This window comes from Sulfuricurvum sp. IAE1 (genome assembly GCF_004347735.1).
In the GTDB taxonomy this organism is placed as follows: Bacteria; Campylobacterota; Campylobacteria; order Campylobacterales; family Sulfurimonadaceae; genus Sulfuricurvum.
This window is the reverse complement of sequence record NZ_SLTI01000042.1, coordinates 85,230-109,386: the sequence shown is the minus strand read 5'-3', so window position 1 is coordinate 109,386 and position 24,157 is coordinate 85,230. Positions and strand designations below refer to the sequence as shown.

Below are 24,157 nucleotides of genomic sequence, written 5' to 3'. Positions count from 1 at the left end.
ATGAGAGAATTTTTAACGATTGAGCGTATCGATCCCAGCAAACGGCTGGTGGTCGAGCGTCTGAAAGACTTTAACGAAATTTACGAGCAGATGGGACAGAACGACGCATCGGCCCAAAGTGACCGCTGTATCCAGTGCGGTGACCCGTTTTGTCTGAATAAATGCCCCCTTCATAACTACATTCCGCAGTGGTTGAAATCGGTCGCGGAGAAAGATTTGAAATTCGCGTTCAAGCTCTCCAACGAACCTTCGCCGTTCCCGGAAGTGATGGGTCGCGTATGCCCGCATGACCGTTTGTGTGAAGGGGACTGTACCCTCAACGACGGCCACGGGGCCATCACGATAGGAGGAGTCGAGACGTTTATTAACGAAGAAGGGTTCCGTCAGGGGCTCAAACCCTATTTCCCCGGGATCACCACGGATAAAAAAGTGGCGATCATCGGTTCGGGTCCTGCGGGCCTCTCGTGTGCGACCTATCTGCTCCGTTCGGGAATCGCCGTGACGATGTACGAGCGAAGTGACCGTGCGGGCGGGCTGCTCACCTACGGCATCCCCAACTTCAAGCTCGACAAAAAAATCGTCGAGCGACGCGTGGAATTTCTCAAAGAGGCGGGGCTGAACCTGGTTCTTGAATGCGAAGTAGGCAAAGACATTGAATTTAGCGAAATCGCCGACAAACACGACGCGGTATTCGTCGGGATCGGCGCGACCAAAGGGAAATCGGCCAAAATCGCCGGCGAAAACGCTTCGAACGTCTACGTGGCGATGGATTACCTGACGGCGATCCAGCGTAAAAATTTCGGCCTTTCCTACGATAAAAAATTCGATTTCAAAGATCTCGACGTCGTCGTCATAGGGGGCGGGGATACGGCGATGGACTGTGTCCGTACCGCACGCCGCGAAGGGGCGAAAAACGTCACGTGCCTTTACCGCCGCGACGCGCACAATATGCCCGGATCGGTCAAAGAGTATAAAAACGCGATCGAAGAAGGGGTGGAGTTCGTCTTTCACGCTTCCCCCAAAGAGGTTATTCTCGGAGATAACGGCAAAGCGGTCGGTATCCATATGGCCAAAACCGTTCTCGGCGCCAAAGACGAAAGCGGCCGCCAGAAAATGGAAGAGGTAAAAGGGGGAGATTTCAAGGTTAATGCCGACGTCATCATCATGGCGCTCGGTTTCGATCCGGTCGTCCCTCCGTTCCTCGCCGAAAACGGCATCAACGTCAACAGCTGGGGCGGTATCGTCGTCAATGATAAATTCGAGACGACAACCCCCGGTATCTACGCCGGCGGCGACTGCCAGCGCGGTGCCGATCTGGTCGTCACCGCGGCATATGACGGCCGTGAGGCGGCCAGAGCGATCGCCAAATCATTGCTGGGCTGATGAGCCGGTTTGTCGAGTCGGCGATTGCGGCGTGCCAGGAAGTGCGCCGCGTGTGCGGTGAAGAAGGTGCCGCCCATTTCGCTTCGCACGATCGAGGCTTCGGCGGCGACGTGAGCAGCGGGATCGACCTCAAAGCCGAATCGATCTGTTATGCCCATCTGCACCCGTATGGGGCGGTGTTTTCCGAAGAGGCGGGGTGGATGGACCCCGAATCTTCAGTGAACATTATCCTCGATCCGATCGACGGAAGCGACAATTTTCTCTCCCGTTTTCCTTACTACGGAATTTCGATTGCCCTGGAAAAAGAGGGAAAGACTCTCGAATCGCTGGTGTGCAACCTCGCCAATGGCGACGTTTTCGTCCGGACAGCCGAGGAGTATTACCGTACATCGCTCGATGCTCCCCAAACCCGCGAGTCCGTTATCGCCAATCCTTATGCAAAAATAGGCCTATTCGAAAAATCCCCGAACCATCCCGAACTCGCGGCAAAACTGGTTGCAGAAGGGCTCAAATTCCGCTCACCCGGAGCACTGGCCCTCTCGCTCGCTTACGCCCCTTATGTAAAATATGTGCTATTTTTGGGTACAATGCGCCCATACGATATACAGGCGGGTCTCCATCTGAGCCGTCATCTGCACACGTTTCAAAACGACTGTTTCTTGCTCGTAGCACAAGACGCAGAAGTGTTCGAACGTATTCTAGCGATTGTACAAAAGGAGATTTTTTGAGTCTATTCAATCTGTTCGGCGACTCCGAAAAGAAAAAACAGCCTACGAAAAGCGAGGCACCTTCGCACTGGGTGAAATGCCCCTCATGCCAGTCCCTGATGTACTATAAAGAGATCGAAAAACAAAATCACGTCTGCCCCAAATGCGGCCACCACCTCCGTATCGGAGTCAAAGAGCGTCTGGCCCTTATCGCCGACGAAGGAAGTTTCGTTGAATTCGACGCGAACCTCAGACCCGTCGATCCGCTTAATTTTGTCGATAAAAAAAGTTATGCGGCCCGTGTCGAGGAAGGACACGCTAAAAACGGGACCTACTCCTCGGTCGTCAGCGGCGAATGTACGATCAACGGCACGCCGGCGCAGCTGGTGGTCTTCGATTTCAATTTCATGGGCGGATCGCTCGGCTCGGTCGAAGGGGAAAAAATCGTCCGTGCCATCAACCGCGCGATCGAAAAACGGATGGGGTTGATCATCGTCAGTGCCAGCGGCGGCGCCCGTATGCAGGAGAGTACCTTCTCGCTGATGCAGATGTCCAAAACCTCTGCCGCGCTTGCCAAACTTTCCGAAGCGAAGCTTCCCTACATCTCGCTTCTCACCGACCCGACGATGGGCGGGGTGAGCGCCTCTTTCGCGACGCTTGGGGATATTATCATCGCCGAGCCCGGTGCGCTGATCGGCTTCGCAGGACAGCGGGTCATCAAACAGACAATCGGGAGCGATCTCCCCGAAGGGTTCCAGCGGGCTGAATTCCTCCTTGAAAAAGGTTCTATCGACATGGTGGTATCCCGCGACGAGCTCAAAGACACCCTCGGCGACCTGCTGAATCTCCTGCTTCCCTGATATGCGCCTTTACGCACTCTGCGACGCCGATACTCTGATGGCCAAAGGGGCGGACATCAACGCTTTCGTGAACCGTGCGAACGCACTGGGGGCCGAAGTAATCCAGTATCGGAACAAACATGCCGACATTGCCGCGATCAAAGCCGATTTGATCGTGTTGCGCCGGTTGTGGGACGGGTTTTTGATCGTCAACGATCACTACGAACTTGCCCCGTTTTGCGACGGCGTTCATATCGGCCAAGAAGACCTCTACGCCATCGATCCCGATCCGCTCAAAGCGCTCAAAATTCTCAGACTGTCGATCGGAACCGACAAGATCGTCGGTCTCTCGACCCATAACGAGCGTGAGATCGCGGTGGCCAACACCCTTGATCTCAATTACGTCGGGCTCGGAGCCTACCGTGCCACCGCTACCAAATCCGACGCGAAAGTGTTGGGTGAACGGCTCGATGCGATCGCCGCTCTCTCTCGCCATCCCGTAGCCGCGATCGGTGGAGTACGGCCGGATGACACGTTTCAAAACGTCACGTACCACGTGATCGGAAGCGCCATTCTATGAACATTTCGATCGTCTCCATCGCGAAAAAAGAGCGTTCGCTTTACGATCCTCTTTATCAGGAACAGATGAAGATGATCTCCCGTTTCGCCAAGATTGAGGATATCGAGCTGTTTCCCAAAGAGATCGCCAAGGCTCACACCATCAGCGCGGAGGCCTCTCAGGGAGCGTATACGAAACTGCTCTCCCCGATGCTGGGGAAAAGCTATTCGATCGCGCTCCATCCCGAGGGGAAAAAACTGGACAGTTTTGCATTTAGTAAGCTTATAAGTGATAAAATCGCCTTGCAATTTTTTATAGGCGGCGCATACGGCTTTGAAAAGAGCTTTGTGGAACGGTGCGACAGCGTCATCAGCCTGTCGGATCTGACGATGAGCCACAAAATCGCGAAAGCGGTGTTGCTGGAGCAGATCTACCGCGCCTATTCATTGGCTGCAAACCATCCGTATCACAAATGAGGAGCATTGATGAGAGACCATGAGTTGCATTATTTCGAGGAAATATTGCTGACCCGGAAGGCCCAGATTATCAAAAACATCACCGGCGTTGAAAGCGAAATGAACCAATTGCGCGAGCTTGAACTCAACGATGAGGGTGATTATGCGTCCGTCAGCAACGACAACATGGTAGAAAACGCCATCGGTGCGCAGCAGATGCAGGAGTTGCAGGAGATTGAAGCCGCTTTGGCCAAAATCAAATCAAAACAATACGGTATTTGCGAAATGTGTGAAGACGATATCGGTTTCCAGCGCCTGAAAGTGAAACCGCACGCCAAATACTGTATCGTATGCCGTCCGATCGTCGAAAAAAACAAACACTAAGAGAGGTAGAGAATGCAGCTTAAACGTTACACCCTCGCATCACTGCTGCTGATGCTGTTGGTTGCGGCCGCGACATACAGCATCAACAACGGTGCGGTATCTTTCGACCTGCTGGGAATGCATTTCCCGAATCTTCCGATCGCCTTTTGGGTAGTCGTTCCTCTCGTAATCATGTATTTTGCCAGCCTTCTGCACATGGGCGTGTACGCGCTCGTCGGCAATTACAAACTCCGCCGCCTGGGCAAAGACCACGACAAGATGATGGACGCGTTGCGCGATTCCCTGCTGGGAAGCGGCGAACGCAACTACGTCTACAAAAGCGACGCCTACAAACTGATGGGAAAACTGATCGACAACAGCCTCATTCTCCCCTTCGAAACCCTCCGCTCTATCGGGAACGAAAAAATCGACGAGGCCCTTGAACTGATGCGCGACGTCAAAGAGAAGAAAAAAGTGGAGATCAAAAAGTTCCACCTTCCCGCAACCGCTTCGATCGTCATACAAAACAACCTCAACCGTCTCGAACGCGGCGAAATCGATGCGGATGCGGTTCTTTCGCGCCCTGACAGCTACGGCGACATCGTATGTGCCAAAGCGTTCGAAGATTACGTCAAAACGGCATCGGCCGGTTCGATTCTGAAGTTCAAACGTTTTTTCACCAAGGCCTCGTTGCTTACATTCATCCAGCGGGTCAATGCGGCGGAAAACGGCATCGAGATTTCGAACGAGGAATTGATCGGTCTATTCTCTACCCTTAAACTGCAGGGTGCCGACTGGCTCGATCTTTCCGAGTCGATGGCGAAAAACATGCTCCCCGAGCAGCGTATCCGCCTTTTTGAAATGCTCAGCGAAAACAATGACGATGCGATGGAAGGGTATCTTTACACCCTTTACGATCTGCAGATGAACGATACCGCCAACGAGATCCTCAACAATACGTCCCACGACGAGTACCAGATCTTCAAAGCGTACCGCGACCTCAAAAAAGCCAACAAGCACTACGATATCGCCATCTTTCTTCGCCGGAGCTGCCATTAAGCGCGGTTCAGCCCTCGCGGGCTCTGAAACTTCGCCCGTCCGGGTGAAATCATCGTTCTACAGGTAAAACATCATGACCCCCAAACTCGATTTTTCCAGACCCGTATACGCTCTTGCCCCGCTCGCGGGATATACCGACCTTCCGTTTCGTAACGTCGTCAAAAAATTCGGCGCCGACCTCACCGTCAGCGAAATGATCAGTTCCAACGCTCTCGCGTACGGTTCGCAAAAGACGATAAAAATGCTCGAACGCAGCCCGAACGAGGATCCCTATTCGGTTCAGATCGCCGGCGCGGACGAAGAGGTGGTGCGCCGCGCGGTAGAGGTGCTCAATGCCCAGGATGAGATCGACATCATCGATCTTAACTGCGGGTGCCCCGTCCCCAAAATCGTCAGCCATGGGTCGGGGAGTTCGCTGCTAAAAGACCTCCCCAAAATGGCCCGTATTATCCGTACGATCAAGGAGACCTCGAACAAATCGACCCTGAGCGTCAAAATACGTCTGGGATTCGAGTCAAAAAACCACATCGAGATCGCCCGGCTCGTCGAAGAGTGCGGCGCCGATTTCCTCGCCGTCCACGGACGCACCCGTGCGGGCAAATTCAAAGCCCCCGTCGACTATGACGCGATCGCCGAGATCAAAGAGGCGGTGAATATCCCCGTCATCGCCAACGGGGACATCGATTCGTTTGAGAAAGCGCAATGGGTGCTCGAACATACCGGGGCCGACGGTGTCATGATCGGGCGCGGTGCGGTAGGGGCCCCGTGGATTTTCCACCAGCTCAAGACAGGTTCGGCCTCCGTCGATCCGCTCATCAAACACGCGATCATTATGGAACACCTGGACGGGATGGTCCGTTTCTACGGTCCGCGCGGCGTCGTGACGTTCCGCAAGCATGTCCACACTTATTCCAAAGGCTACGAGGGGGCATCCGCGATGCGTGACCTCGTCAACCGGATCGACGACCCCGTCCACTTCCGCGCCGTCGTCGACGAGTTCTTCCTCACCCACCGCCAGATCAGCGAAGGGTTCAGCGCTTCGGACCTTGCGTGCGAGTGCTGAGACGCACGTTTTAGAAAATATACGATAGTTTTGTTGTTACGTTAAAACGGATTAGAATGCCGCGAAGGGCGGGAGAAGAAGGGGATCAATAGACCCCTGACGCTTTTTCCTTGTAGGAATCGAACGGTTCGTCGGCCGCCGAACCGAGCTGGAAGAAACCGTCGAGTTCGCGGTGTTTGGACTGCAGCAGCGATTCGAATTCGTTCTGGGTGACGGGGATGTTGTCTTGGAATTTGTCCAGAAGCACGGTATTCGTTCCGATCAGTACCAGGTAGCTTTGCGTCCCGTAATCAAGCATTGCGACACTGTTGATTGCATCGAGGCTTTTCTGGAAACGGATGTGAACCCCTCCGCTCTCTCCCGCTTTGATCGGGGCGATCGGCATGGAAGGCGTCGATACGGCCTGTACTTCGGCGGCGGGTTTATTGAAGAGCCACGGCGTTTTGGGCTGCTGCGGCTGGATCACCCCGCTGCGCTTGGCGATGCTTTGTTTGAGCCACAGCAAAATTCCGATTCCGATGACGAGGATGGCGATGACGACGTAGTAGCTTTGTTCGAACTCGTTGCTTTTTTTCGTCGGAAGGCCGGTAAGGGCAGTTTCGTCGACCGGAGAGGGGGCAGTGGAACTCGCGATACCCGCGGCGCTCATGAAGCGTAGGCGCAAGCCGTAGGAATCGGACGTTTTCGAAGCCTGCATCGTCACGTCCGGCGAGACTTTGGCGATGATCTCGAGGTGCTCGCCCTGCGGTGCGATGGTGAGTTTGTTCAGATAGGCAGAATTGACGTCTTTGGTTTTGGAAGCTTCAATAAACGCTTCTTCGAGTTTGACGACGATGGTGTCCCCCTGACGGTTTTGGCGCAGGACCCCTTCGTAAGGGGTGTCGAAAGTGAGCATGACGTCGACCCGGTCGTTGCGGTCGTAGACGTTGTAGCTGAGGACTTTGGCTCCCCAGAGCATGGGGGTGAGGATAAACAGGGCGATCAGATATTTCATAGTCTCTCTTTTGAAAGATAATAGAGTACGGCGCTCGAGTCGAGTACCTCGTTGATACGGATGGCAAGGTTTTTTTCATAAACCATGACTTCCCCTTTGCCGATGATGCGGCGGTTGACGTACGCTTCGACGCTTTCCCCCGCGGGTTTGCCAAGATCGATGGGGTCCCCTTTTTTGAGTCTGAGAATTTCTCCCAGCGTCAGGGTAGTCTGTCCCAGGTCGGCGACAAACTCGACTTCCATATCCAGCAGCCCTTCGTAATCCATCCATTCGAGCTCTTTTTCGAGGTCGACATGCTCGGCTTCGTGGTGGAGAGGAATTTCGGTTTCGGGTGGTTGTGTTTCGTCCATCTTTTAAAGCCTTTTCAATGCTATGGTCAGTTCGCCGTCGTTAATCCCGATGCATTGAAGCTCATCGGGCCGGATCTGCGAGAGTTCCTCGGAAACGAAAAACGGTGTCGCGATCATCATTGACGTATCGTATGCTTCGGCGGCGAGCACTTTCGCACTGCCGACGATCATGTTCGCCGTCTCCAAGAGCATATCGGTGAGGGTCTGCTCGTCGCTTTCGTCTTCTCCGAGAAAGATCTCCGCAATGGCCTGGATCAGGGTCGGATCGCAACCGATATAGGCTCTGTGCGTACTGCCGTTTGATTCGATATCGATAAAAGCAAAAAGTGTTCTCTTTTTGGGGGGAAGCTCGGTTATTTCGTAGGGAAGGCGTATCTGGTGAAGGCAAAAGTTGGCTGCGGCTTCGACGATGATCGGTAACATAATCCCTCGTTTCTTATTTTAAAGTATCAAAAATCATTATAGCGTAAAACAAACCGATTCGAAAAGGGTTCCCTGAAGCGACAAAGGGGTATAATCGCGCGACCGGAAAATCAACATAAAGCAATGACATGACGCTGGAACTGGCACTACTGGGAATCGGGGTAGGGACCCTGTCGGGTTTCTTCGGGATCGGGGGAGGGACGGTGAGCGTTCCGATCCTTCTCTATCTCGGATTCGGGATCAAAGAGGCTATCGGAATCTCGGTGACCCAGATGGTGGCGGGTTCGCTGATGGCCGCGCTGATCCATCGGCGCCGGCAGACCTACTCGGCCGGGGACGTGAAATATTTCGGCTACGGCGGGATTGTGGGGGCTGCTGCGGGAGGCTATCTCGTGAAGGTGTTGGAATCGGCGGTGCTCGAATGGATGTTCCTCTCGATCGTCGCGTTCACCCTCGCCCGGCTGGCGTTTTCGGCTCCCGTTCCAACGCGTCCCGAGATCGTCAACCGTCCCCTCTATTCACTGGTAGGGGGCGGTGTGGGAGTTTTCTCCGGCCTTTTGGGTGTGGGGGGATCGATCCTGATGACTCCGATTCTGGTGAGTTTTATGGGGTTTCCGCTTAAAAAAGCTTCGGCCGTCGGACTGTTTTTTGTCATGTTCACGTCGATATCGGCATTCGGGACCCTCGCGTGGCTTGGGCTGATCCATTTTTACGAAGGGCTTGTCATGGCTCTTTCGTCGCTGGTGGGGATTATGCTGGGAATTGCCTTGCTCAACAAGATCAAGGTCGCTCAGTATAAACGGATTCTGGTGATTTTTTACATTATTATTTTTGCCGTGACGGCAAACAAACTTATTGCGGGGTAACGTCTATGGATACGATCAAAATTATCGGTGCCAAAGAGCACAATCTTAAAAACATTTCGTTGGAAATCCCCAAAAACGCCCTGGTGGTCTGTACCGGGATCAGCGGCAGCGGGAAATCGACGCTTGCGTTCGATACCCTCTATGCCGAAGGTCAGCGCCGCTACATCGAATCGCTTTCTTCCTATGCCCGCCAGTTTCTAGACCGTGTCGGGAAACCCGACGTCGACAAGATCGAAGGGCTGACTCCCGCCATCGCGATCGATCAGAAAACGACCTCAAAAAATCCCCGCTCGACGGTCGGGACGATCACCGAAATTTACGACTATCTGCGCCTTCTGTACGCCCGCGTGGGAGTGCAGCACTGCCATCTGTGCGGCAAGAAAATCTCGAAAATGTCGGCGCAGGACATCATTGACCAGGTTTTGAAACTTCCCGAAAACGCCAAGATCGTGATCCTCGCACCGCTGGTGCGTGAAAAGAAAGGGACGTTCGCCGACATCCTCGAATCGCTTCGCCACAAAGGGTACGTACGGGCGATGATCGACGGGGTTATGGTCCGCCTGGATGAGGAGATCGACCTGGCAAAAACGAAAAAGCATACCCTCAAAGTCGTCATCGACCGCCTCGTCGTCCGTGCCGATAACCACGACCGGATCGCGCAGGACGTCGAAAAAGCGCTCAAAGAGAGCTACGGCGAAGTGGAGATCGAGGTACAAAATCACGAAGAGATGGGGCTGCGCGAAGCGCTGATCCACTACAGCGAACACAGCGCCTGTTTCGACTGTAAGGTAAGTTTCGACCCCCTAGAGCCGCTGTCGTTTTCGTTCAACTCCCCCAAGGGGGCATGTCCGGAATGCGACGGGCTTGGGATCCGCTACGCGCTTGATTACGACAAGATCATCGATTCGGAGCTTCCCATCGAAAAAGGGGCGGTGAAGATCGTCTACGGCTTTAACAAAGGGTATTACTTCACGTTCCTCAAAGCATTTTGCGCGGCGTCAAAAATCGACATAACGGTGCCGTTTTATACCCTTGAAGAACATGAGAAAAAAGCGATCCTTCACGGCAGCGTCGAAGAGGTGGAATTCAAATGGCAGGATCACCCGATCAAACGGACGTGGCCGGGAATCGTCCGGATCGCCTACGATATTTTCAAGGATGAAAAAGACCTCGCCGACTACATGAGCGAAAAGCCCTGTAATGTGTGTGGTTCCAACCGCCTCAAACGCGAGTCGCTGGCCGTACGCGTCGCCGAAAAAGGGATCGGGGAAGTGATCTCGATGCCCCTCAAAGAGACCTACGAATGGTTCGCCGAGCCTAAGACGTTCGAATATCTCAGCGACCAGAACGCGATGATCGCCGCCCCGATCCTGAACGAAATCCGCGAACGCCTCTTTTTCCTTTATGACGTGGGATTGGGATACCTTTCCCTCAGCCGCGACGCCCGTACCATCAGCGGCGGTGAAGCCCAGCGGATCCGTATCGCCAGCCAGATCGGCAGCGGGTTGACGGGGGTCATGTACGTTCTGGACGAACCCAGCATCGGGCTGCACGAGCGTGATACCCTCAAATTGATCCGTACCCTGCGTTCCCTGCAGGAAAAAGGGAATACGGTCATCGTCGTCGAACACGACAAAGAGACGATCGAGCATGCCGATTTCATCGTCGATATCGGCCCGGGTGCGGGGAAATTCGGAGGAAACGTCGTGTTTGCCGGAACCCTTGAGGAACTAAAAAAATCCGCTACTCTTACCGCCGACTACCTCTCGGGACGCAAACAGATCAAGTACTTCTACCGCCGTCCCCAGGAGGCGTGGATGGGGATTAAAAATGTTTCATTGAATAATATCAAAAACCTCGATGTCCGGATCCCGCTGCAAAACTTCGTCTGCGTCACGGGGGTGAGCGGAAGCGGGAAAAGCTCGCTGATCCTCCAGACGTTGCTTCCCGTGACGCGCGAGATCCTCAACCATGCGCGCAAAGTAAACCGCATCGCCGGCGTCGAAGTCGAGGGGCTGGAGAAGCTCGACAAGGTGATCTATCTCGACCAGAGCCCCATCGGGCGGACGCCGCGATCGAATCCGGCAACCTATACGGGGGTGATGGACGAGATCCGCAACCTTTTTGCCAAAACGAAGGAAGCACAGATCCGCGGCTATACCGCGTCGCGCTTTTCGTTCAACGTCAAAGGGGGACGATGCGAAAAATGCCAGGGGGAAGGGGAAATCAAGATCGAGATGCATTTCCTCCCCGACATCATGGTCAAATGCGACGCGTGCCACGGCAGCCGCTACAACCTTCAGACATTGCAGGTGGAATACAAAGGCAAAACGATCTCCGATGTGCTGAACATGAGTGTGGGCGAAGCGCTGGAATTTTTTGCCCCGATCCCCAAGATCAAAGCGATTTTGCAGACGCTCAGCGACGTGGGGCTCGATTACATCACGCTGGGACAGAACGCCGTGACCCTCTCAGGAGGGGAGGCGCAGCGGATCAAGCTGGCCAAGGAACTCAGCCGCAAGGACACGGGATCGACCCTCTATATCCTCGACGAACCGACGACGGGTCTGCATTTCGACGACGTCAACCGCCTCACCAAAGTGCTGCATAACTTCGTCGAACTTGGCAATTCCGTCCTCGTCATCGAACACAACCTCGACATGATCAAAAATGCCGACTGGATCATCGACATGGGGCCCGAAGGGGGTAGCGGCGGCGGGTTGCTTGTCGCCGAAGGATCGCCTGAAACGGTGGCTGCGGATTGGGAAAAAACGGGGAGTTTCACCGGAAAATATCTCGCTCTTGAGCTTGATAGGGTATAATAGTCCAAAAGCGTTTTACAAGTGTATACGAGGGTAAATAATGAAAAGTTCGATTGTCAACAGTATTAAATCTCTGCCGCCGCTCCCCAAGACGGTAATCGATATGCAGCGGGTCTGCAACGATCCCGACGGCTCGATACACGAGATGGTAAAAGTCGTCGAACAAGATCCCATGATCGTCGCCAACCTGCTCAAAGCGGCCAATTCTCCCCTTTACAGTTTTCGTCACGAGATTACGAACGTCGCGCAGGCGGTTTCACTTTTCGGGATGAGTATGACCCGCTCGATCGGTCTGGGGAATTCGGTCCGCAAACTGCTCAACGTCGACATGGAACCCTACGGCATCAGTTCGGAGCGTTTTGCCGAGATCTCTTCGATCCAGGCGGCATTGATGCACAAATGGTACGGTCAGATCGACCGCACCAAGGCTGATAAACTTTTTCTCGCGTCATTTTTGCAGGAGACGGGAAAAATCCTGATCGCCAGCGACGTGATCCAAGAACACATGGAAACGAGTTTTCGCTCCGACATCGATATGGCGATCGATATCGCGCAGGTAGAACGCAACTACGTCGAGGAGACGACCGCGACGGTGACCGCGGCGATTTTCACCCACTGGAATTTTGACGAAGAGTTTGTCGACATGATCCGTTTCTCCGATGCCCCCGAGGAAGCTCCCGAAGCGGTGGCCGAATTCGCCACGGCGCTTAACATCGTCAAAACGATCGTTCCGGTCAACAACCCCTTCGGAGACCATCCGCTCACACAGGGGCTTAAAAAAGCCGAAGCGGCGGGGTATGACGTCTCAAAACTCCAAGAAGCCGTCGACGCGATCCGTGAAATCGAATCGGTATAACGAAGCCGACCGATGGGACAGCCGACCGTTACGATCATCGATACTTTCGGATTTTTTTTCCGCAGTTTCTACGCACTTCCGCCCCTCTCCAACAAGCACGGTTTCCCCACCGGGCTCTTGACCGGATTCGTTAATTTCATCGCCTCGCTGCACAAAGACCATAGCTGCGATTACCTGATTTTCGCCCTTGACGCTCCGGGCCCAAGTTTCCGTGCCGAGATAGACCCGCAGTACAAAGCCAACCGTTCCCCCGCTCCCGAAGAACTCAAAAAACAACTGCCCGTCGCGATCGAGTGGATCGAGAAAATGGGATACAAGTCCCTTTCGCGCAGCGGGTTCGAAGCCGACGACATGATTGCCTCCGTCGTTGCCCAGGCGCGCGCGAAAGGGTATCTGGTACGGATCGTTTCGCACGACAAGGACCTCTACCAGCTGATCGAGGACGACGTCGTCGTCCTCGTCGACGCGATCAGCAAAAAAGTACTCAACGAGCGCCATTGCGACGAAAAATACGGGGTTCACCCGACCCAGTTTATCGATTATCAGTCGTTGATCGGAGACAGTGCGGACAACGTGCCGGGGGTAAAGGGGATCGGCAAAGTAACCGCCCAGAAACTCCTCTCCCAGTTCGGTACGCTTGAAGGAATTTACGCGCGTCTGGATGAGGTGACGCCGCCCCGGATCCGGGGCTTGCTTGAGACCTACCGCGAAGATGCGTTTCGTTCCCGCGAACTGGTCCGTTTGAGCGCCGATGCCCTCGAACCGCTCGATTTCGATCAGTTTACGATGCACTTCGAGAATCCGTTTCTTCCGATTTACGATGATCTCGTCCATTACGAAATGAATGCCGTTTTGCGCAGCCTCAAAGCCAAGGCGCTTTTCGAAGAGTCCCAAAACGGCTCTGTGGCCGAAGTTCCCCCGAGCGCTCCGATGCCGCCCAAATGCGATAGCCCCGAAGGGTGCGCCGTACTCATCGATACCGATGAAGCGCTACAGCGGCTGATCGCTTTGATCCCGAACGACGCGGTGGTGGCATTCGACACCGAGACCACCGGGCTCGATCCGCGGAGCGATCGGCTGGTGGGATTCAGTTTCAGCTGGGACGGGAAAAACGGCTATTACGTCCCGATGGCTCACAGTTACCTCGGCGTCGGAGCTCAGGTGAGCCACGAAGCCGCCAAAAAAGCGATCCGGACATTGTTTTCTCACAAAATCATCGGTCACAACATCAAGTTCGATCTCCATTTCGTCACCCGTTTCCTGGAATGCGAACGCCTTCCGATTCTTGCCGATACCATGGTGATGGCATGGCTGTGCGACCCTTCGCGTTCGCTTTCCATGGACAACCTCTCCGCATCGCTCCTCGGCCACGAAATGATCCATTTCAAGGATACCGTCAAAAAAGGGGAGAACTTCGCATCGGTCGAAATCGAATCGGCGTGCCGCTACGCGGCGGAAGATGCCTACATTACCTACCGGCTTTACGATGTACTGCGCGACCAGCTCTTTCAGCGCGGCGGGGAAAAAGCACTGGATGAAGCCTATGATGTGGAATTCCCTTTCACCTTGACGTTGCTGTCGATGGAGAAAGAGGGGATTGCGGTCGATTCGGCGGTACTGGAGGCGTTTAAAAAAGAGGTCGCCGCCGAGATCGCGACCCTGACCGAACGGATACACGCCGAAGCGGGGAGTGTATTCAACCTCAATTCGACCAAGCAGCTCGGGGCGGTACTGTTCGAAACGCTGGGATTGCCGTCGGGGAAAAAGACGAAAACGGGATACAGTACCGACGAACAGGTGCTCGAGGGGCTTCGCCACGAACATCCCGTCATTCCGTTGCTGTTGCAGTACCGCGAATACCATAAACTCTATTCCACCTACATCGAGCCGCTGATCGCGCTGGCGCAAAGCGACGCCGATTCACGTATCTACACCTCGTTCATCCAGACGGGGACGGCGACGGGGCGGCTGAGCTCGAAAAACCCGAACCTTCAGAATATTCCCGCCAAAACGGCTCTGGGGCTGCGCATACGCGAAGCGTTCGTCGCAGAGAAAGGGAAAGTGCTGATCGGTATCGACTATTCACAGATCGAATTGCGCCTGCTGGCCCATTTCAGCGAAGACGCCGTTTTGGTAGACGCATTCAACCACGGCCGCGACATTCACATGCAAACGGCCATCGCACTTTTCGGGGAAGCGGAAGCCCCCTCCAAACGCCATATTGCCAAGACGGTCAATTTCGGCCTTCTCTACGGCATGGGGCAAAAGAAACTCTCCGACACGCTGGGGATCAGCACCAAAGAGGCCAAAACGATCATCGAACGCTACTTCGAGACGTTCCCGAGCGTCAAGGGGTATTTTGCCGGGGTCGTCGAACAGGCCAAAGCGGCGGGTTACGTCGAGACCCTGCTGGGCCGTCGGCGCTATTTCGATTTTGCCGCCGCCACGCCGATGCTCAAAGCCGCGTACGAGCGCGAGTCGGTCAATACGGTATTTCAGGGATCGGCGGCCGACCTGATCAAACTCTCGATGAACAAGATCGACGCGATGATCCGCGAGGAGGGGATGAAAGCCGACATGCTCCTTCAGATCCACGACGAACTGATTTTCGAAGCGGATGAAGAGGAGGCCGAAGGGTATGCGCGCCGTTTCGTCGAGGCGATGGAGACGGTTGCGCACCTGAGGGTCCCCCTTAAAACCTCGATGCACATAGGTAGACACTGGGGCGAACTGAAATAACCGAAGGGAGAGGGCATGGTCGAACGCATCCTCGCGAATCTTAAACAGTCGAACGTCAATACCGACAATACGTTTTTGCAGGCGGTCAGCGAAGTGCTCTCGTCGCTTGAGCCGATCGTCCGGAGCGATCCGCGCTATGAACGTTACGCTATCCTCGAACGGCTTGTGACCCCCGACCGTGTCATACAGTTCAAGGTCCAGTGGGTGGACGACCAAAGCCGCGTACACATCAACAACGGCTACCGGATACAGTTTAACAATTCTCTGGGACCCTACAAGGGGGGATTGCGGTTCCATCCCAGCGTCGATACGGGGATATTGAAATTCCTGGCATTCGAGCAGATTTTCAAAAATTCCCTGACCGGGCTCCCCATCGGCGGGGCGAAGGGGGGGAGCGATTTCGATCCGAAAGGCAAAAGCGACTTCGAGATCATGAAATTCTGCCGCGCTTTCATGCGCGAACTCTACCAGTACATCGGCGCGCGCGTCGATGTACCGGCGGGGGATATCGGGGTCGGAGCACGGGAAATCGGCTACCTCTACGGCGAGTACAAGCGGATCACCCGTAATTACGACGGGGTCCTCAGCGGCAAACCCTACGAGTTCGGCGGGTCGCTGATGCGTCCGCAGGCAACGGGGTACGGGGTCGTCTATTTCGCCGCCGAGATGCTCTCACAGGAACTTCAGGAGACGCTTGAGGGAAAAACGTGCTGCGTCAGCGGGGCAGGGAATGTCGCGCTTCATACGATCGAAAAGCTCCAGCAGATGGGGGCTCTGGTCGTTACCTGCAGCGACAGCGAAGGGACGATCTATGATCCCAGGGGGATCGACCTGTGCGTCGTCCGCGAACTCAAAGGCAACGGCGCCCGCGCATCGCTCGAAGGGTACGCGACGCGCGTTCCCGGATCGGTATACACCGCCAAAGCCGACTATCCCGCCGGGGGACATGCGGCGTGGCATTATCCCTGTTTCGCGGCGTTCCCGTGCGCGACGCAAAACGAACTTAGCCGCACCGACGCCGCCAAGCTGATCGAAAACGGATGCGTTGCGGTCGTCGAAGGGGCAAACATGCCGACCGAACCGGATGCGATCGAACTGCTTCAGCGCGAAGGGGTCCTTTTCTCCCCGGGTAAGGCTTCCAATGCCGGAGGGGTGGCGGTGAGCGAGTTCGAAATGAGTCAGAATGCCTCGATGGAGAAATGGGACTACGATAAAGTCGACCGCAAGCTGCAGGAACTGATGGCCCAGATATACAAGCGGGTCTCCCTGACGGCAAAAGAGTACGGATGTGAACGCAACTTCGTCGACGGGGCCAACATCGCGGCGTTCAAGCGGGTTGCCGAGGCAATGATTTTAGAGGGTGTGTGACTATTTACACGGGGTTAACAAATATTTACCGGTTTGCGACTACAATTGCACCGATATTACAGGACAGGTCTTTCAATGAATAAAATACTCTCCCTTCTGGGGTCCATGAAAACGATGGCCGTTTTGATGCTGGTTTTTGCCGTGGCTATCGGCTATGCGACCTTCATCGAAAACGACTACGGCACCATGAGTGCCAAAGCCGACGTTTACAACGCGCGCTGGTTCGAAGTGCTGCTGGCGCTTTTGGCCCTCAACCTGACGATCAACATCGTCAATTTTAAAATGGCACGGCGTGAAAAAGCGCTGGTGTTTTTATTCCATGTCGCTTTTTTGATCATCCTGATCGGCGCGGCGGTCACCCGCTACGTCGGATACGAGGGGATGATGCACATCCGCGAAGGGGAAAAGAACGACGCGATCACAAGCGCGGAGCCTTATATCACCTTTTCGGTGCTTAAAGGCGAAAACACCTATACGTTCGAAGAGCCTCTTTTCCTCTCCAAGCGCTCGACGAACGATTTCGAGCGGACGCTTGACGTCGGCGGCGAGCAGGTGAAGGTCAAGCTGGAAAATTATATGGGTGACGCATCGTATGAGATGGTTGCCGATCCTGCGGGCAAGCCCCTCATCGAATTGATGGTCACGGGTCCCGCCGGGGCACAGCAGGTTCAGCTGATGCAAGGGGAGTTCGTCGAAGCCAACGACGTGGTGATCGATTTTAGTTCGGGCAAAACCTTCGAAAAGCCCGTCGTATCGCTCAGTGTCGAAAACGGTCGGCCATACCTGACGACGCCGCAGCCGTTGATGACGCTGAGCATGGATACGCAGCAAAGCGCTCCTCTTAATGGCGGGAAACACCTTTTTGCGGGACGTACCCTCTACCAAAGCCCGCAAAGCGGATTCGTGATGCGCAACTTCCTCCCCAAAGCGGTGAAAAAACTGGTTTCGCTCCCCGCCAAAGGGCCGATGATGAAAGGTGCCGATGCCTTGACGTTTAGTTTCGTTAAAGGGAAAGAACGCACGCAGGCCCTCGTCATGGGAACTCCCGGCGAGATCGGCGAAGCGGTGCAGGTGAAACTCGGCGATATGCTGATCCAGGTTTCCTACGGCTCGATCGAGCGTAAACTTCCCTTTGCCGTTGCCCTGCGGGATTTTCAGCTGGAGCGCTATCCGGGATCGATGTCTCCGGCGTCGTACGCCAGTGAAGTGACGGTGATCGACGATGCGAACAAAAAAGAGTTCGATTTCCGCATTTATATGAACCATGTCCTGGATTACCAGGGATACCGTTTCTTCCAGTCCTCGTACGACCAGGATGAACTGGGAACGGTCCTCTCGGTCAACCGCGATCCGGGCACCCTGATTACTTACATCGGATACCTGCTGCTTGCGATCGGCCTTTTTGGCGTATTGTTTGTCAAAACGGGCCGTTTCAGCGCACTGGGCGAAAAACTCAAATCGATCAATGCGCAAAAAACCGCGGCTTCGCTTCTGATCGCCGTGATGGCGTTTGCATCGGCCGATGCGGTCGCTTCGGATGAGTCCAACCCGGTTATCCAGACCGCCAAGGCTTTTGACAAAGCCCATGCCGAACGATTCGGGCACCTCGTCGTCCAGGACGCCAGCGGACGGATGAAGCCGATGGACACGCTGACCCACGAAATCCTTGCCAAACTGAACCGTAACGATACGTTTATGGGGCTTACGTCCAACCAGGTGGTTCTGGGGATGATGCTACGCCCCGACGCGTGGCGCGAAATCGCGATGATCCGCACAGCAGACAAGGAGATCAATAAACTCATCGGCATCCCCGAGAATGCCAAGACGGCCGCATTTTCGCAGTTTTTCGAATTTCCCGACGAAATCGCGGGCTACAAACTCGCCAAACTCGTCGATGAAGCCAACCGCAAATCTCCCGGAAAACGGGACAAACTCGACAAGGCACTGTTGCAGGTGGACGAACGGGTAAATGTCGCCTATATGGTCTACACCGGTTCACTGGTGCGCATGTGGCCGCGACCGAACGATAAAAACCACAAATGGGACGCGACGATCGAGGCGCTCCAGACGTTGCAGCCCAAAGAGGGCGAAGTGGTCCGTTTGCTCGCAATCGGCTATTTCAGCTCCATCGACGCCGCGATCAAAAGCGGCGACTGGAAACAGGCCGACGAAGCGCTCGCGCGGATCGACAAATACCAGCGTTTTGTCGGGGCAAGCGTCTATCCGGCCGACATGAAGCTCAAGGCCGAGATTTTCTACAACAAAGCCAATATTTTCGAACAGCTCTGGCCGTTGTATTTCGTCGTCGGTTTCCTCCTGCTGATCCTGTCGTTCGTTAAAATCCTTAAACCGTCGTTTACGATGGAGTGGTTTACGAAACTGTCGTTCGGGCTGCTGGTACTGTTTTTTGCGGCCCATACCCTCGGGCTGGCGGTCCGTTGGTACATCTCGGGGCACGCCCCGTGGTCGAACGGCTATGAATCGATGATCTACATCGGATGGGCGACCGTGCTTGCGGGCTTCATATTCTCCCGCCGCTCGGTCATGACGATGGCCGCGACCTCTATCCTGACGGGGCTTATCCTCTTCGTCGCCCACCTGAACTGGATGGATCCGCAGGTGACGAACCTCGTTCCGGTCTTGCAGTCGTACTGGCTCTCCATCCACGTCTCGATGATTACGGCCAGTTACGGGTTCCTCGGTCTGGGAGCGTTGCTGGGGATGATTACGCTGCTGCTTTTCGTCTTTAAACGGGGCGAAAACGCCGGACGCCTCAACCTCGCGATCAAAGAGCTCAACGCCATTAACGAAATGAGCCTCATCATCGGCCTGGTGCTCCTCACCGTCGGAAACTTCCTCGGCGGCGTCTGGGCGAACGAAAGCTGGGGCCGTTACTGGGGATGGGACCCAAAAGAGACGTGGGCGCTCGTGACGATCCTCGTCTATGCGGTGGTTATCCACCTGCGCTTTATCAAGGGGGCGTACAGCGACTATATTTTCAGCGTCGTCTCCCTGTTGGCGTTTACATCGGTGCTGATGACCTATTTCGGAGTCAACTACTACCTCGCCGGGCTTCACTCGTACGCGAAAGGCGACCCTGTGCCGGTTCCCGATTTCGTCCCCGTCACCTATGCCGTTATCGCGATCGTGATCGCAATGGCATACCCCAAACGCAAAACCGCGTAATTCTTTTCCTTTTTTCCTTATCGCCGCTTTGTATGGCGGCGATTTTCTCCATTAAAATTTTTCCAAAGTCTAAAAATTGTTCACATAGCAGCCTCGACAAATATTTTTAATTGTTGTAAAATATTCATAGTTGGTAACCAAAGCAATTGCACTTGGATAAGCTTTTTACAAATGGTATCATGAACAGCGTGGCTGAAGCATTGCAAAATCAACGCGAGCAACAAGGAAATCCGAGCATAGCATTACTAAACTATAATCAGACCCATGGTATTGTCGGAGATTTGATCGAAGTAGGACAAGATAAGCTTGCAGTTACAACCAATATGACTCAACTGGCTACGGGGGGAGCACGACAAAGCGGAGAGATCAAAACACAATTGACTAAACTTACAAACGGAAATCTCAACTCGGCCGCGCATTCCGCAGGAACGGTGCAGGATTATCTGGGCACGAAACTAAACCAGGACGAAATCGGTTCAATCGTACAAAACAATCCAAATGCGAAATTCACGACCCAATATGACGGTTCTCCGGTAAGCTCTGATGCGGCAGGGGAGTTGTTTGTTGAGATAAATGGAGGGATTGAAACAATCAATACAAATTACAAAAATGATTTAGGTGTTCTAAATATCTTCAAATCTTCCGTTAATCCTGGGGATTTGGTGGCAATACTAGGCGGCAACACGGCAGGAATTAATAACCAAAAAGATTTTTGGAAGAATTTGGGATACGATTTGACCCGAGGATTACCAACTCTCTTTAACGGCGGGCTGGAAGCCAATTTGGATAATCCGGATAAAACATCTTCGCATTCAGGATATAAGTGTGTGATAGGGTGTGGGGATGAGGGAGTAACAAGCAAAAAAGATTTTTATTATGATCCTACAGTAACAAACCAACAAACTCTATTACAAGATTTTTACCTGAAAATTCATACGGATCCTAGCATATCAAATGTTTATCATCTAGAAACTACGACAAAAGAGGGAGATGAATTATGATAAAAAATATTATTTTTAGCGCTATGGTATTGTTGATTACAGGATGTGCTAATCAACCTGGTCAAACAGCGGTACTTAATGTTTTTACTTCGGCAGATAAATTTAACCACCACTGGATGCTGAAACATGAACATTATGAAGCCGCAACACCAGTTGCAAAGGATGGTGATTGGAATGAAATGATGAGAGGGTGGATAACAGGACAGAGTGATTCAGGGCACGGTCTGCATTTGATGACAAAAAAAGATAGTTATCTGGCATATGATATTGATTTTTACGTTTCCATCACCCCTTACACCGACGCGGATAGAGCATTGGAGAATGGAGATGAAGAGTTTATTCGAAAATATTACAATTCTTATGTTGGGAAACAATATGGAAATGGGGATATCGTGCGTATTCCTTTTCAAATTAAACATTACGGTAAAGAAAGTTATCCATGTACGGTAACCGAAACATATCGTCCAATGGGCAAGGGATGGAATACAGAAACATATTTTAAATATATTGAATGTTCTAAGTTTAATCCCGAACGGACAATGGCGAAAGGAGTAGGTATTAAACTTATTTACACCCGTGTTCCGAATCTCCCAAAAGAACTCGAACCGCTTGCACGCGAGTATACCTACGAAGACCTTCAGAAACGATCCCGGCGGATATTGGACAGCTTGTATATCAAAGACGGATGGGAGAAATAAACCAAAAGGGAGAAGATGAATTAAATCTTCGCCATTTCTGAATAAACATTGACATTGTACATCACTTGATGTACAATGATAGAAAAAGGAGGTTGTCATGACTGGAACTGCAATGACGGTACGAATCGACCCTGAAATTAAAAATAAAGCAGCTGAATACCTGAAGCAAATGGGTCTGACTACAAGTGAAGCGACGCGTCTATTTCTACATAGTGTCGTGTTGCATAAGGGATTACCGTTTGAACTGCGTATTCCAAACGATGAGACTGAAGCTGCAATTCAAGATGTTAAAAAAGGTAAAAATATCGTCAAACACACCTCTGCCAAAGAACTATTTGACGATCTTGGTCTCTAATGTACATTCCTGAGTACCATCGATTTTTTAAAAAAGACATTGAGCGAGATAGAAAAAGTGGTAAGTTTTCAGCCGATGATTTTACGCTTCTAAAAGAAGTTATGAGTACGCTCCTTGATAGCAAAATGTTAGATGAGAAGCATAAAAACCATTCCCTCAAAGGTGGATGGGAAGGTGCGTATGAATGTCATGTCAAAAACGATTGGCTACTGATTTATCAAATAAGCGGTGACAGTACAACTATGACGTTTATTCGTTTAGGCACGCACGCACAGATATTCAAAAAGTTCAAATGATTTTGAAGGAAAAAGGGCGGTTGTTTCCGAAAAAAGGGACAGGCTACCTAATGAAGCATATATTACTTATTGGGATGATTATGCTGATAAGCGGATGTTCACAGCCCCATATGTCAACCATCTACCCCGATGATAAGCAGATGATACTAAAAGATCGCGCAGTGGATTTACCGATGCCGTTTTACGATCTATCAATGAAAAGCCAAGACTATCCACGGTGCCATGAAAAAGGTTTTTGTTCATTATTTCCTGAATTCAGAGAGAGTGATTTTATTAAGATGAATCACCCATGGAATATGATGGTACATGAGAATGGATACTCGGTAGGAATAGGGCAAACTTTGCCAAATGGTGCGATTGTATTAAGTTATGACATCGGCTTCTCTAGTTATATCACCCCTTACACCGACGCGGATAGAGCATTGGAGAGGGGAGATAAGGAGTATATTTCAAATCGATACAGACAAGGAACCGAGAAGAATGGACGTGTGTATTATATAAATGCACATGTCGAACACCATGGAAAAGAGAATTATCCATGCATGGTATATGAAGAATATACTCCAGCGAATCGTTATTTAAAAACAGAAACACGAATAAAACATATTACTTGTTATAAATTCAATCCAGAGCGTACAATGAAAAAAATTGTGTCAATACAGCTTATTTACACCCGTGTTCCGAATCTCCCAAAAGAACTCGAACCGCTTGCACGCGAGTACACCTACGAAGACCTTCAGAAACGATCCCGGCGGATATTGGACAGCTTGTATATCAAAGACGGATGGGATAAATAAAATAATGTGGAAAACGTCGTTAATCATTTTTAAGCTGAATTAGTTTAATATTGTTCAGAAAAGATACTACTTTAAAAAGTGTAATACTTCTCTTATCTCTCCAAATAGCCTTTCACTCAGCGTAAAAAGGATAATCATGCAATCGTCTCAAATCATCAAAAAGTTATGTATGGCAGGGCTGTTTGTTGCGGCATGCGCGTATGCAAAACCGTACGTCGTGCCCAAGAACATGGAAATGTTCGGTAAACAATATACGTTGGCTTTTCAAAATGAAAACAGTGCAATGGCATTGTATGAATACACCACCGATGACGAGCCGGTAGAAAACTGGAGTCGTTTGATTACCCTGATCCATTATAAATTCAAGGTAGATGCGTCAAAGTTTATACAGGCGACCAAAGCCGGACTGGACAGCAAAAAAATTGTTCCCCATTATTCGCTTTACCAAAAAGGGGAGAGCGGATATGTGTTGTTGATTTTCGAGCCGTCGCATGAACATGCACATTTCGAGGCCGACGTACAAAAAACTTTCCATCCCGCCGAATGCGACGGAACGTTTATGCTTCAATACGGTATCCGCAAACCCGTTTTCGAGCAGCTTTCGTCCGAAGAAAAAAACAAAATGCTCAAAGAAATTTTTGAACAACTGCAATCTGATGCTGCCAAAATCGCCGAATATCAGTGGAAACCGGAATGCAAATAGAGATGAAGATGAAAAGTTTATTTGTCATCGTACTGATAGGAACCGTATGGACGGGATGTGCGGGTGTATCGGGATATTACAATGTCGATGCGTACAATTCATCGGGCGAATTGCTCACCAAAAATGTCAGATTTACAGCCGATGGAAGCAGTATCTACACTACCGTCAACGGTATGTGCTCGGCCTATCCGAAATCGGTGGTCATCGTGCGTGATACAAAAACGGGCGAACAGCTAAAAGGGGTAAGCCCGCATCAGTGTCGTTAATGGCGGGCG

Annotated in this window: 24 protein-coding genes; 21 read left to right on the top strand and 3 right to left on the bottom strand. The window is 52.3% G+C overall.

Going from position 1 to position 24,157, the window contains the following annotated elements; translation table 11 throughout:
* The 8 genes from E0765_RS05705 (at position 1) to dusB (ending at position 6,428) form a co-directional block, all read left to right on the top strand.
* Complete coding sequence (locus tag E0765_RS05705; RefSeq protein WP_132812261.1) at positions 1 to 1,383, top strand: glutamate synthase subunit beta; 1,383 nt, start codon at positions 1 to 3, stop codon at positions 1,381 to 1,383.
* Entirely contained in the window at positions 1,383 to 2,111 is a 729-nt protein-coding gene (locus tag E0765_RS05700; RefSeq protein ID WP_132812260.1) for an inositol monophosphatase family protein, read from the top strand. The genes E0765_RS05705 and E0765_RS05700 overlap by 1 nt, the downstream gene beginning before the upstream one ends.
* A complete protein-coding gene (gene accD / locus E0765_RS05695) occupies positions 2,108 to 2,950 on the top strand; it encodes an acetyl-CoA carboxylase, carboxyltransferase subunit beta (RefSeq protein ID WP_132812259.1) in 843 nt (280 codons plus the stop codon). Before E0765_RS05700 ends, accD begins: the two co-directional genes overlap by 4 nt.
* Before the next feature lies 1 nt (position 2,951).
* A complete protein-coding gene (locus tag E0765_RS05690) occupies positions 2,952 to 3,509 on the top strand; it encodes a thiamine phosphate synthase (protein ID WP_132812258.1) in 558 nt (185 codons plus the stop codon).
* A complete protein-coding gene (locus tag E0765_RS05685) occupies positions 3,506 to 3,964 on the top strand; it encodes a 23S rRNA (pseudouridine(1915)-N(3))-methyltransferase RlmH (protein ID WP_132812257.1) in 459 nt (152 codons plus the stop codon). The genes E0765_RS05690 and E0765_RS05685 overlap by 4 nt, the downstream gene beginning before the upstream one ends.
* 9 nt (positions 3,965 to 3,973) lie before the next feature.
* Positions 3,974 to 4,327 (top strand): RNA polymerase-binding protein DksA, encoded by a 354-nt coding sequence (dksA, locus tag E0765_RS05680; protein ID WP_132812256.1) that lies wholly within the window; start codon positions 3,974 to 3,976, stop codon positions 4,325 to 4,327.
* Between the two features lie 12 nt (positions 4,328 to 4,339).
* On the top strand, positions 4,340 to 5,365 hold the full coding sequence (locus E0765_RS05675) for a hypothetical protein (RefSeq protein WP_132812255.1): 1,026 nt from the start codon (positions 4,340 to 4,342) through the stop codon (positions 5,363 to 5,365).
* A gap of 73 nt (positions 5,366 to 5,438) precedes the next feature.
* A complete protein-coding gene (gene dusB, locus E0765_RS05670; protein WP_132812254.1) occupies positions 5,439 to 6,428 on the top strand; it encodes a tRNA dihydrouridine synthase DusB in 990 nt (329 codons plus the stop codon).
* Positions 6,429 to 6,513: 85 nt separating this feature from the next.
* Here the strand turns inward: dusB and E0765_RS05665 are convergent, their stop codons facing one another.
* Genes E0765_RS05665 through E0765_RS05655 form a run of 3 tightly spaced genes read right to left on the bottom strand, consistent with a single transcriptional unit; the run spans position 6,514 to position 8,195 of the window.
* Entirely contained in the window at positions 6,514 to 7,422 is a 909-nt protein-coding gene (locus tag E0765_RS05665; RefSeq protein WP_132812253.1) for a hypothetical protein, read from the bottom strand.
* Positions 7,419 to 7,772: a flagellar motor switch protein FliN gene (gene fliN / locus E0765_RS05660; RefSeq protein WP_132812252.1), complete on the bottom strand. Its 354-nt coding sequence runs from the start codon at positions 7,770 to 7,772 to the stop codon at positions 7,419 to 7,421. The genes E0765_RS05665 and fliN overlap by 4 nt, the downstream gene beginning before the upstream one ends.
* A gap of 3 nt (positions 7,773 to 7,775) precedes the next feature.
* Positions 7,776 to 8,195, bottom strand: a complete 420-nt coding sequence (locus tag E0765_RS05655; RefSeq protein WP_132812251.1) for a chemotaxis protein CheX — start codon at positions 8,193 to 8,195, stop codon at positions 7,776 to 7,778.
* A gap of 128 nt (positions 8,196 to 8,323) precedes the next feature.
* Here E0765_RS05655 and E0765_RS05650 point away from each other — a divergent pair, with 128 nt between their 5' ends.
* From E0765_RS05650 to E0765_RS05590, 13 genes are all read left to right on the top strand, one after another.
* The gene (locus E0765_RS05650) at positions 8,324 to 9,061 is read left to right on the top strand and encodes a sulfite exporter TauE/SafE family protein (protein ID WP_223175678.1); all 738 of its coding nucleotides are present in this window, start codon (positions 8,324 to 8,326) and stop codon (positions 9,059 to 9,061) included.
* A gap of 5 nt (positions 9,062 to 9,066) precedes the next feature.
* Complete coding sequence (gene uvrA / locus E0765_RS05645; protein WP_132812250.1) at positions 9,067 to 11,883, top strand: excinuclease ABC subunit UvrA; 2,817 nt, start codon at positions 9,067 to 9,069, stop codon at positions 11,881 to 11,883.
* A 40-nt stretch (positions 11,884 to 11,923) separates the two neighbouring features.
* Positions 11,924 to 12,739: an HDOD domain-containing protein gene (locus E0765_RS05640; protein WP_132812249.1), complete on the top strand. Its 816-nt coding sequence runs from the start codon at positions 11,924 to 11,926 to the stop codon at positions 12,737 to 12,739.
* A 12-nt stretch (positions 12,740 to 12,751) separates the two neighbouring features.
* Positions 12,752 to 15,478: a DNA polymerase I gene (gene polA / locus E0765_RS05635; RefSeq protein WP_132812248.1), complete on the top strand. Its 2,727-nt coding sequence runs from the start codon at positions 12,752 to 12,754 to the stop codon at positions 15,476 to 15,478.
* A gap of 15 nt (positions 15,479 to 15,493) precedes the next feature.
* On the top strand, positions 15,494 to 16,846 hold the full coding sequence (gene gdhA / locus E0765_RS05630) for an NADP-specific glutamate dehydrogenase (protein WP_132812247.1): 1,353 nt from the start codon (positions 15,494 to 15,496) through the stop codon (positions 16,844 to 16,846).
* Between the two features lie 75 nt (positions 16,847 to 16,921).
* Entirely contained in the window at positions 16,922 to 20,032 is a 3,111-nt protein-coding gene (gene ccsA, locus E0765_RS05625) for a cytochrome c biogenesis protein (protein WP_132812246.1), read from the top strand.
* Between the two features lie 179 nt (positions 20,033 to 20,211).
* Positions 20,212 to 21,033 carry a hypothetical protein gene (locus E0765_RS05620; protein ID WP_132812245.1) on the top strand — a complete coding sequence of 274 codons (822 nt, stop codon included), beginning with the start codon at positions 20,212 to 20,214 and terminating at the stop codon, positions 21,031 to 21,033.
* Entirely contained in the window at positions 21,030 to 21,731 is a 702-nt protein-coding gene (locus tag E0765_RS05615) for a hypothetical protein (RefSeq protein ID WP_132812244.1), read from the top strand. Before E0765_RS05620 ends, E0765_RS05615 begins: the two co-directional genes overlap by 4 nt.
* 97 nt (positions 21,732 to 21,828) lie before the next feature.
* Positions 21,829 to 22,086, top strand: coding sequence for a type II toxin-antitoxin system RelB/DinJ family antitoxin (locus tag E0765_RS05610; RefSeq protein WP_132812243.1), 258 nt, complete (start codon positions 21,829 to 21,831; stop codon positions 22,084 to 22,086).
* Positions 22,086 to 22,382, top strand: coding sequence for a type II toxin-antitoxin system YafQ family toxin (locus tag E0765_RS05605; RefSeq protein WP_132812242.1), 297 nt, complete (start codon positions 22,086 to 22,088; stop codon positions 22,380 to 22,382). Before E0765_RS05610 ends, E0765_RS05605 begins: the two co-directional genes overlap by 1 nt.
* Entirely contained in the window at positions 22,379 to 23,179 is an 801-nt protein-coding gene (locus tag E0765_RS05600) for a hypothetical protein (RefSeq protein ID WP_132812241.1), read from the top strand. The genes E0765_RS05605 and E0765_RS05600 overlap by 4 nt, the downstream gene beginning before the upstream one ends.
* A 136-nt stretch (positions 23,180 to 23,315) precedes the next feature.
* Positions 23,316 to 23,882: a hypothetical protein gene (locus E0765_RS05595; protein WP_132812240.1), complete on the top strand. Its 567-nt coding sequence runs from the start codon at positions 23,316 to 23,318 to the stop codon at positions 23,880 to 23,882.
* Positions 23,883 to 23,890: 8 nt separating this feature from the next.
* Positions 23,891 to 24,148, top strand: a complete 258-nt coding sequence (locus E0765_RS05590; protein WP_132812239.1) for a hypothetical protein — start codon at positions 23,891 to 23,893, stop codon at positions 24,146 to 24,148.
* The last annotated feature ends 9 nt before the right edge of the window (positions 24,149 to 24,157 follow it).

Excerpts from the sequence above, each read along its gene's own strand:
- E0765_RS05640 (WP_132812249.1), top strand. The coding sequence starts at position 11,924 with ATGAAAAGTTCGATTGTCAACAGTATTAAATCTCTGCCGCCGCTCCCC.
- ccsA (WP_132812246.1), top strand. The coding sequence starts at position 16,922 with ATGAATAAAATACTCTCCCTTCTGGGGTCCATGAAAACGATGGCCGTT.
- E0765_RS05590 (WP_132812239.1), top strand. The coding sequence starts at position 23,891 with ATGAAAAGTTTATTTGTCATCGTACTGATAGGAACCGTATGGACGGGA.
- E0765_RS05600 (WP_132812241.1), top strand. The coding sequence starts at position 22,379 with ATGATTTTGAAGGAAAAAGGGCGGTTGTTTCCGAAAAAAGGGACAGGC.
- E0765_RS05665 (WP_132812253.1), bottom strand. The coding sequence starts at position 7,422 with ATGAAATATCTGATCGCCCTGTTTATCCTCACCCCCATGCTCTGGGGA.
- E0765_RS05620 (WP_132812245.1), top strand. The coding sequence starts at position 20,212 with ATGAACAGCGTGGCTGAAGCATTGCAAAATCAACGCGAGCAACAAGGA.
- E0765_RS05615 (WP_132812244.1), top strand. The coding sequence starts at position 21,030 with ATGATAAAAAATATTATTTTTAGCGCTATGGTATTGTTGATTACAGGA.
- fliN (WP_132812252.1), bottom strand. The coding sequence starts at position 7,772 with ATGGACGAAACACAACCACCCGAAACCGAAATTCCTCTCCACCACGAA.
- polA (WP_132812248.1), top strand. The coding sequence starts at position 12,752 with ATGGGACAGCCGACCGTTACGATCATCGATACTTTCGGATTTTTTTTC.
- E0765_RS05700 (WP_132812260.1), top strand. The coding sequence starts at position 1,383 with ATGAGCCGGTTTGTCGAGTCGGCGATTGCGGCGTGCCAGGAAGTGCGC.
- E0765_RS05595 (WP_132812240.1), top strand. The coding sequence starts at position 23,316 with ATGCAATCGTCTCAAATCATCAAAAAGTTATGTATGGCAGGGCTGTTT.
- E0765_RS05690 (WP_132812258.1), top strand. The coding sequence starts at position 2,952 with ATGCGCCTTTACGCACTCTGCGACGCCGATACTCTGATGGCCAAAGGG.
- E0765_RS05610 (WP_132812243.1), top strand. The coding sequence starts at position 21,829 with ATGACTGGAACTGCAATGACGGTACGAATCGACCCTGAAATTAAAAAT.
- E0765_RS05650 (WP_223175678.1), top strand. The coding sequence starts at position 8,324 with ATGACGCTGGAACTGGCACTACTGGGAATCGGGGTAGGGACCCTGTCG.
- E0765_RS05675 (WP_132812255.1), top strand. The coding sequence starts at position 4,340 with ATGCAGCTTAAACGTTACACCCTCGCATCACTGCTGCTGATGCTGTTG.
- E0765_RS05685 (WP_132812257.1), top strand. The coding sequence starts at position 3,506 with ATGAACATTTCGATCGTCTCCATCGCGAAAAAAGAGCGTTCGCTTTAC.
- uvrA (WP_132812250.1), top strand. The coding sequence starts at position 9,067 with ATGGATACGATCAAAATTATCGGTGCCAAAGAGCACAATCTTAAAAAC.
- E0765_RS05655 (WP_132812251.1), bottom strand. The coding sequence starts at position 8,195 with ATGTTACCGATCATCGTCGAAGCCGCAGCCAACTTTTGCCTTCACCAG.
- dksA (WP_132812256.1), top strand. The coding sequence starts at position 3,974 with ATGAGAGACCATGAGTTGCATTATTTCGAGGAAATATTGCTGACCCGG.
- E0765_RS05705 (WP_132812261.1), top strand. The coding sequence starts at position 1 with ATGAGAGAATTTTTAACGATTGAGCGTATCGATCCCAGCAAACGGCTG.
- E0765_RS05605 (WP_132812242.1), top strand. The coding sequence starts at position 22,086 with ATGTACATTCCTGAGTACCATCGATTTTTTAAAAAAGACATTGAGCGA.
- gdhA (WP_132812247.1), top strand. The coding sequence starts at position 15,494 with ATGGTCGAACGCATCCTCGCGAATCTTAAACAGTCGAACGTCAATACC.
- dusB (WP_132812254.1), top strand. The coding sequence starts at position 5,439 with ATGACCCCCAAACTCGATTTTTCCAGACCCGTATACGCTCTTGCCCCG.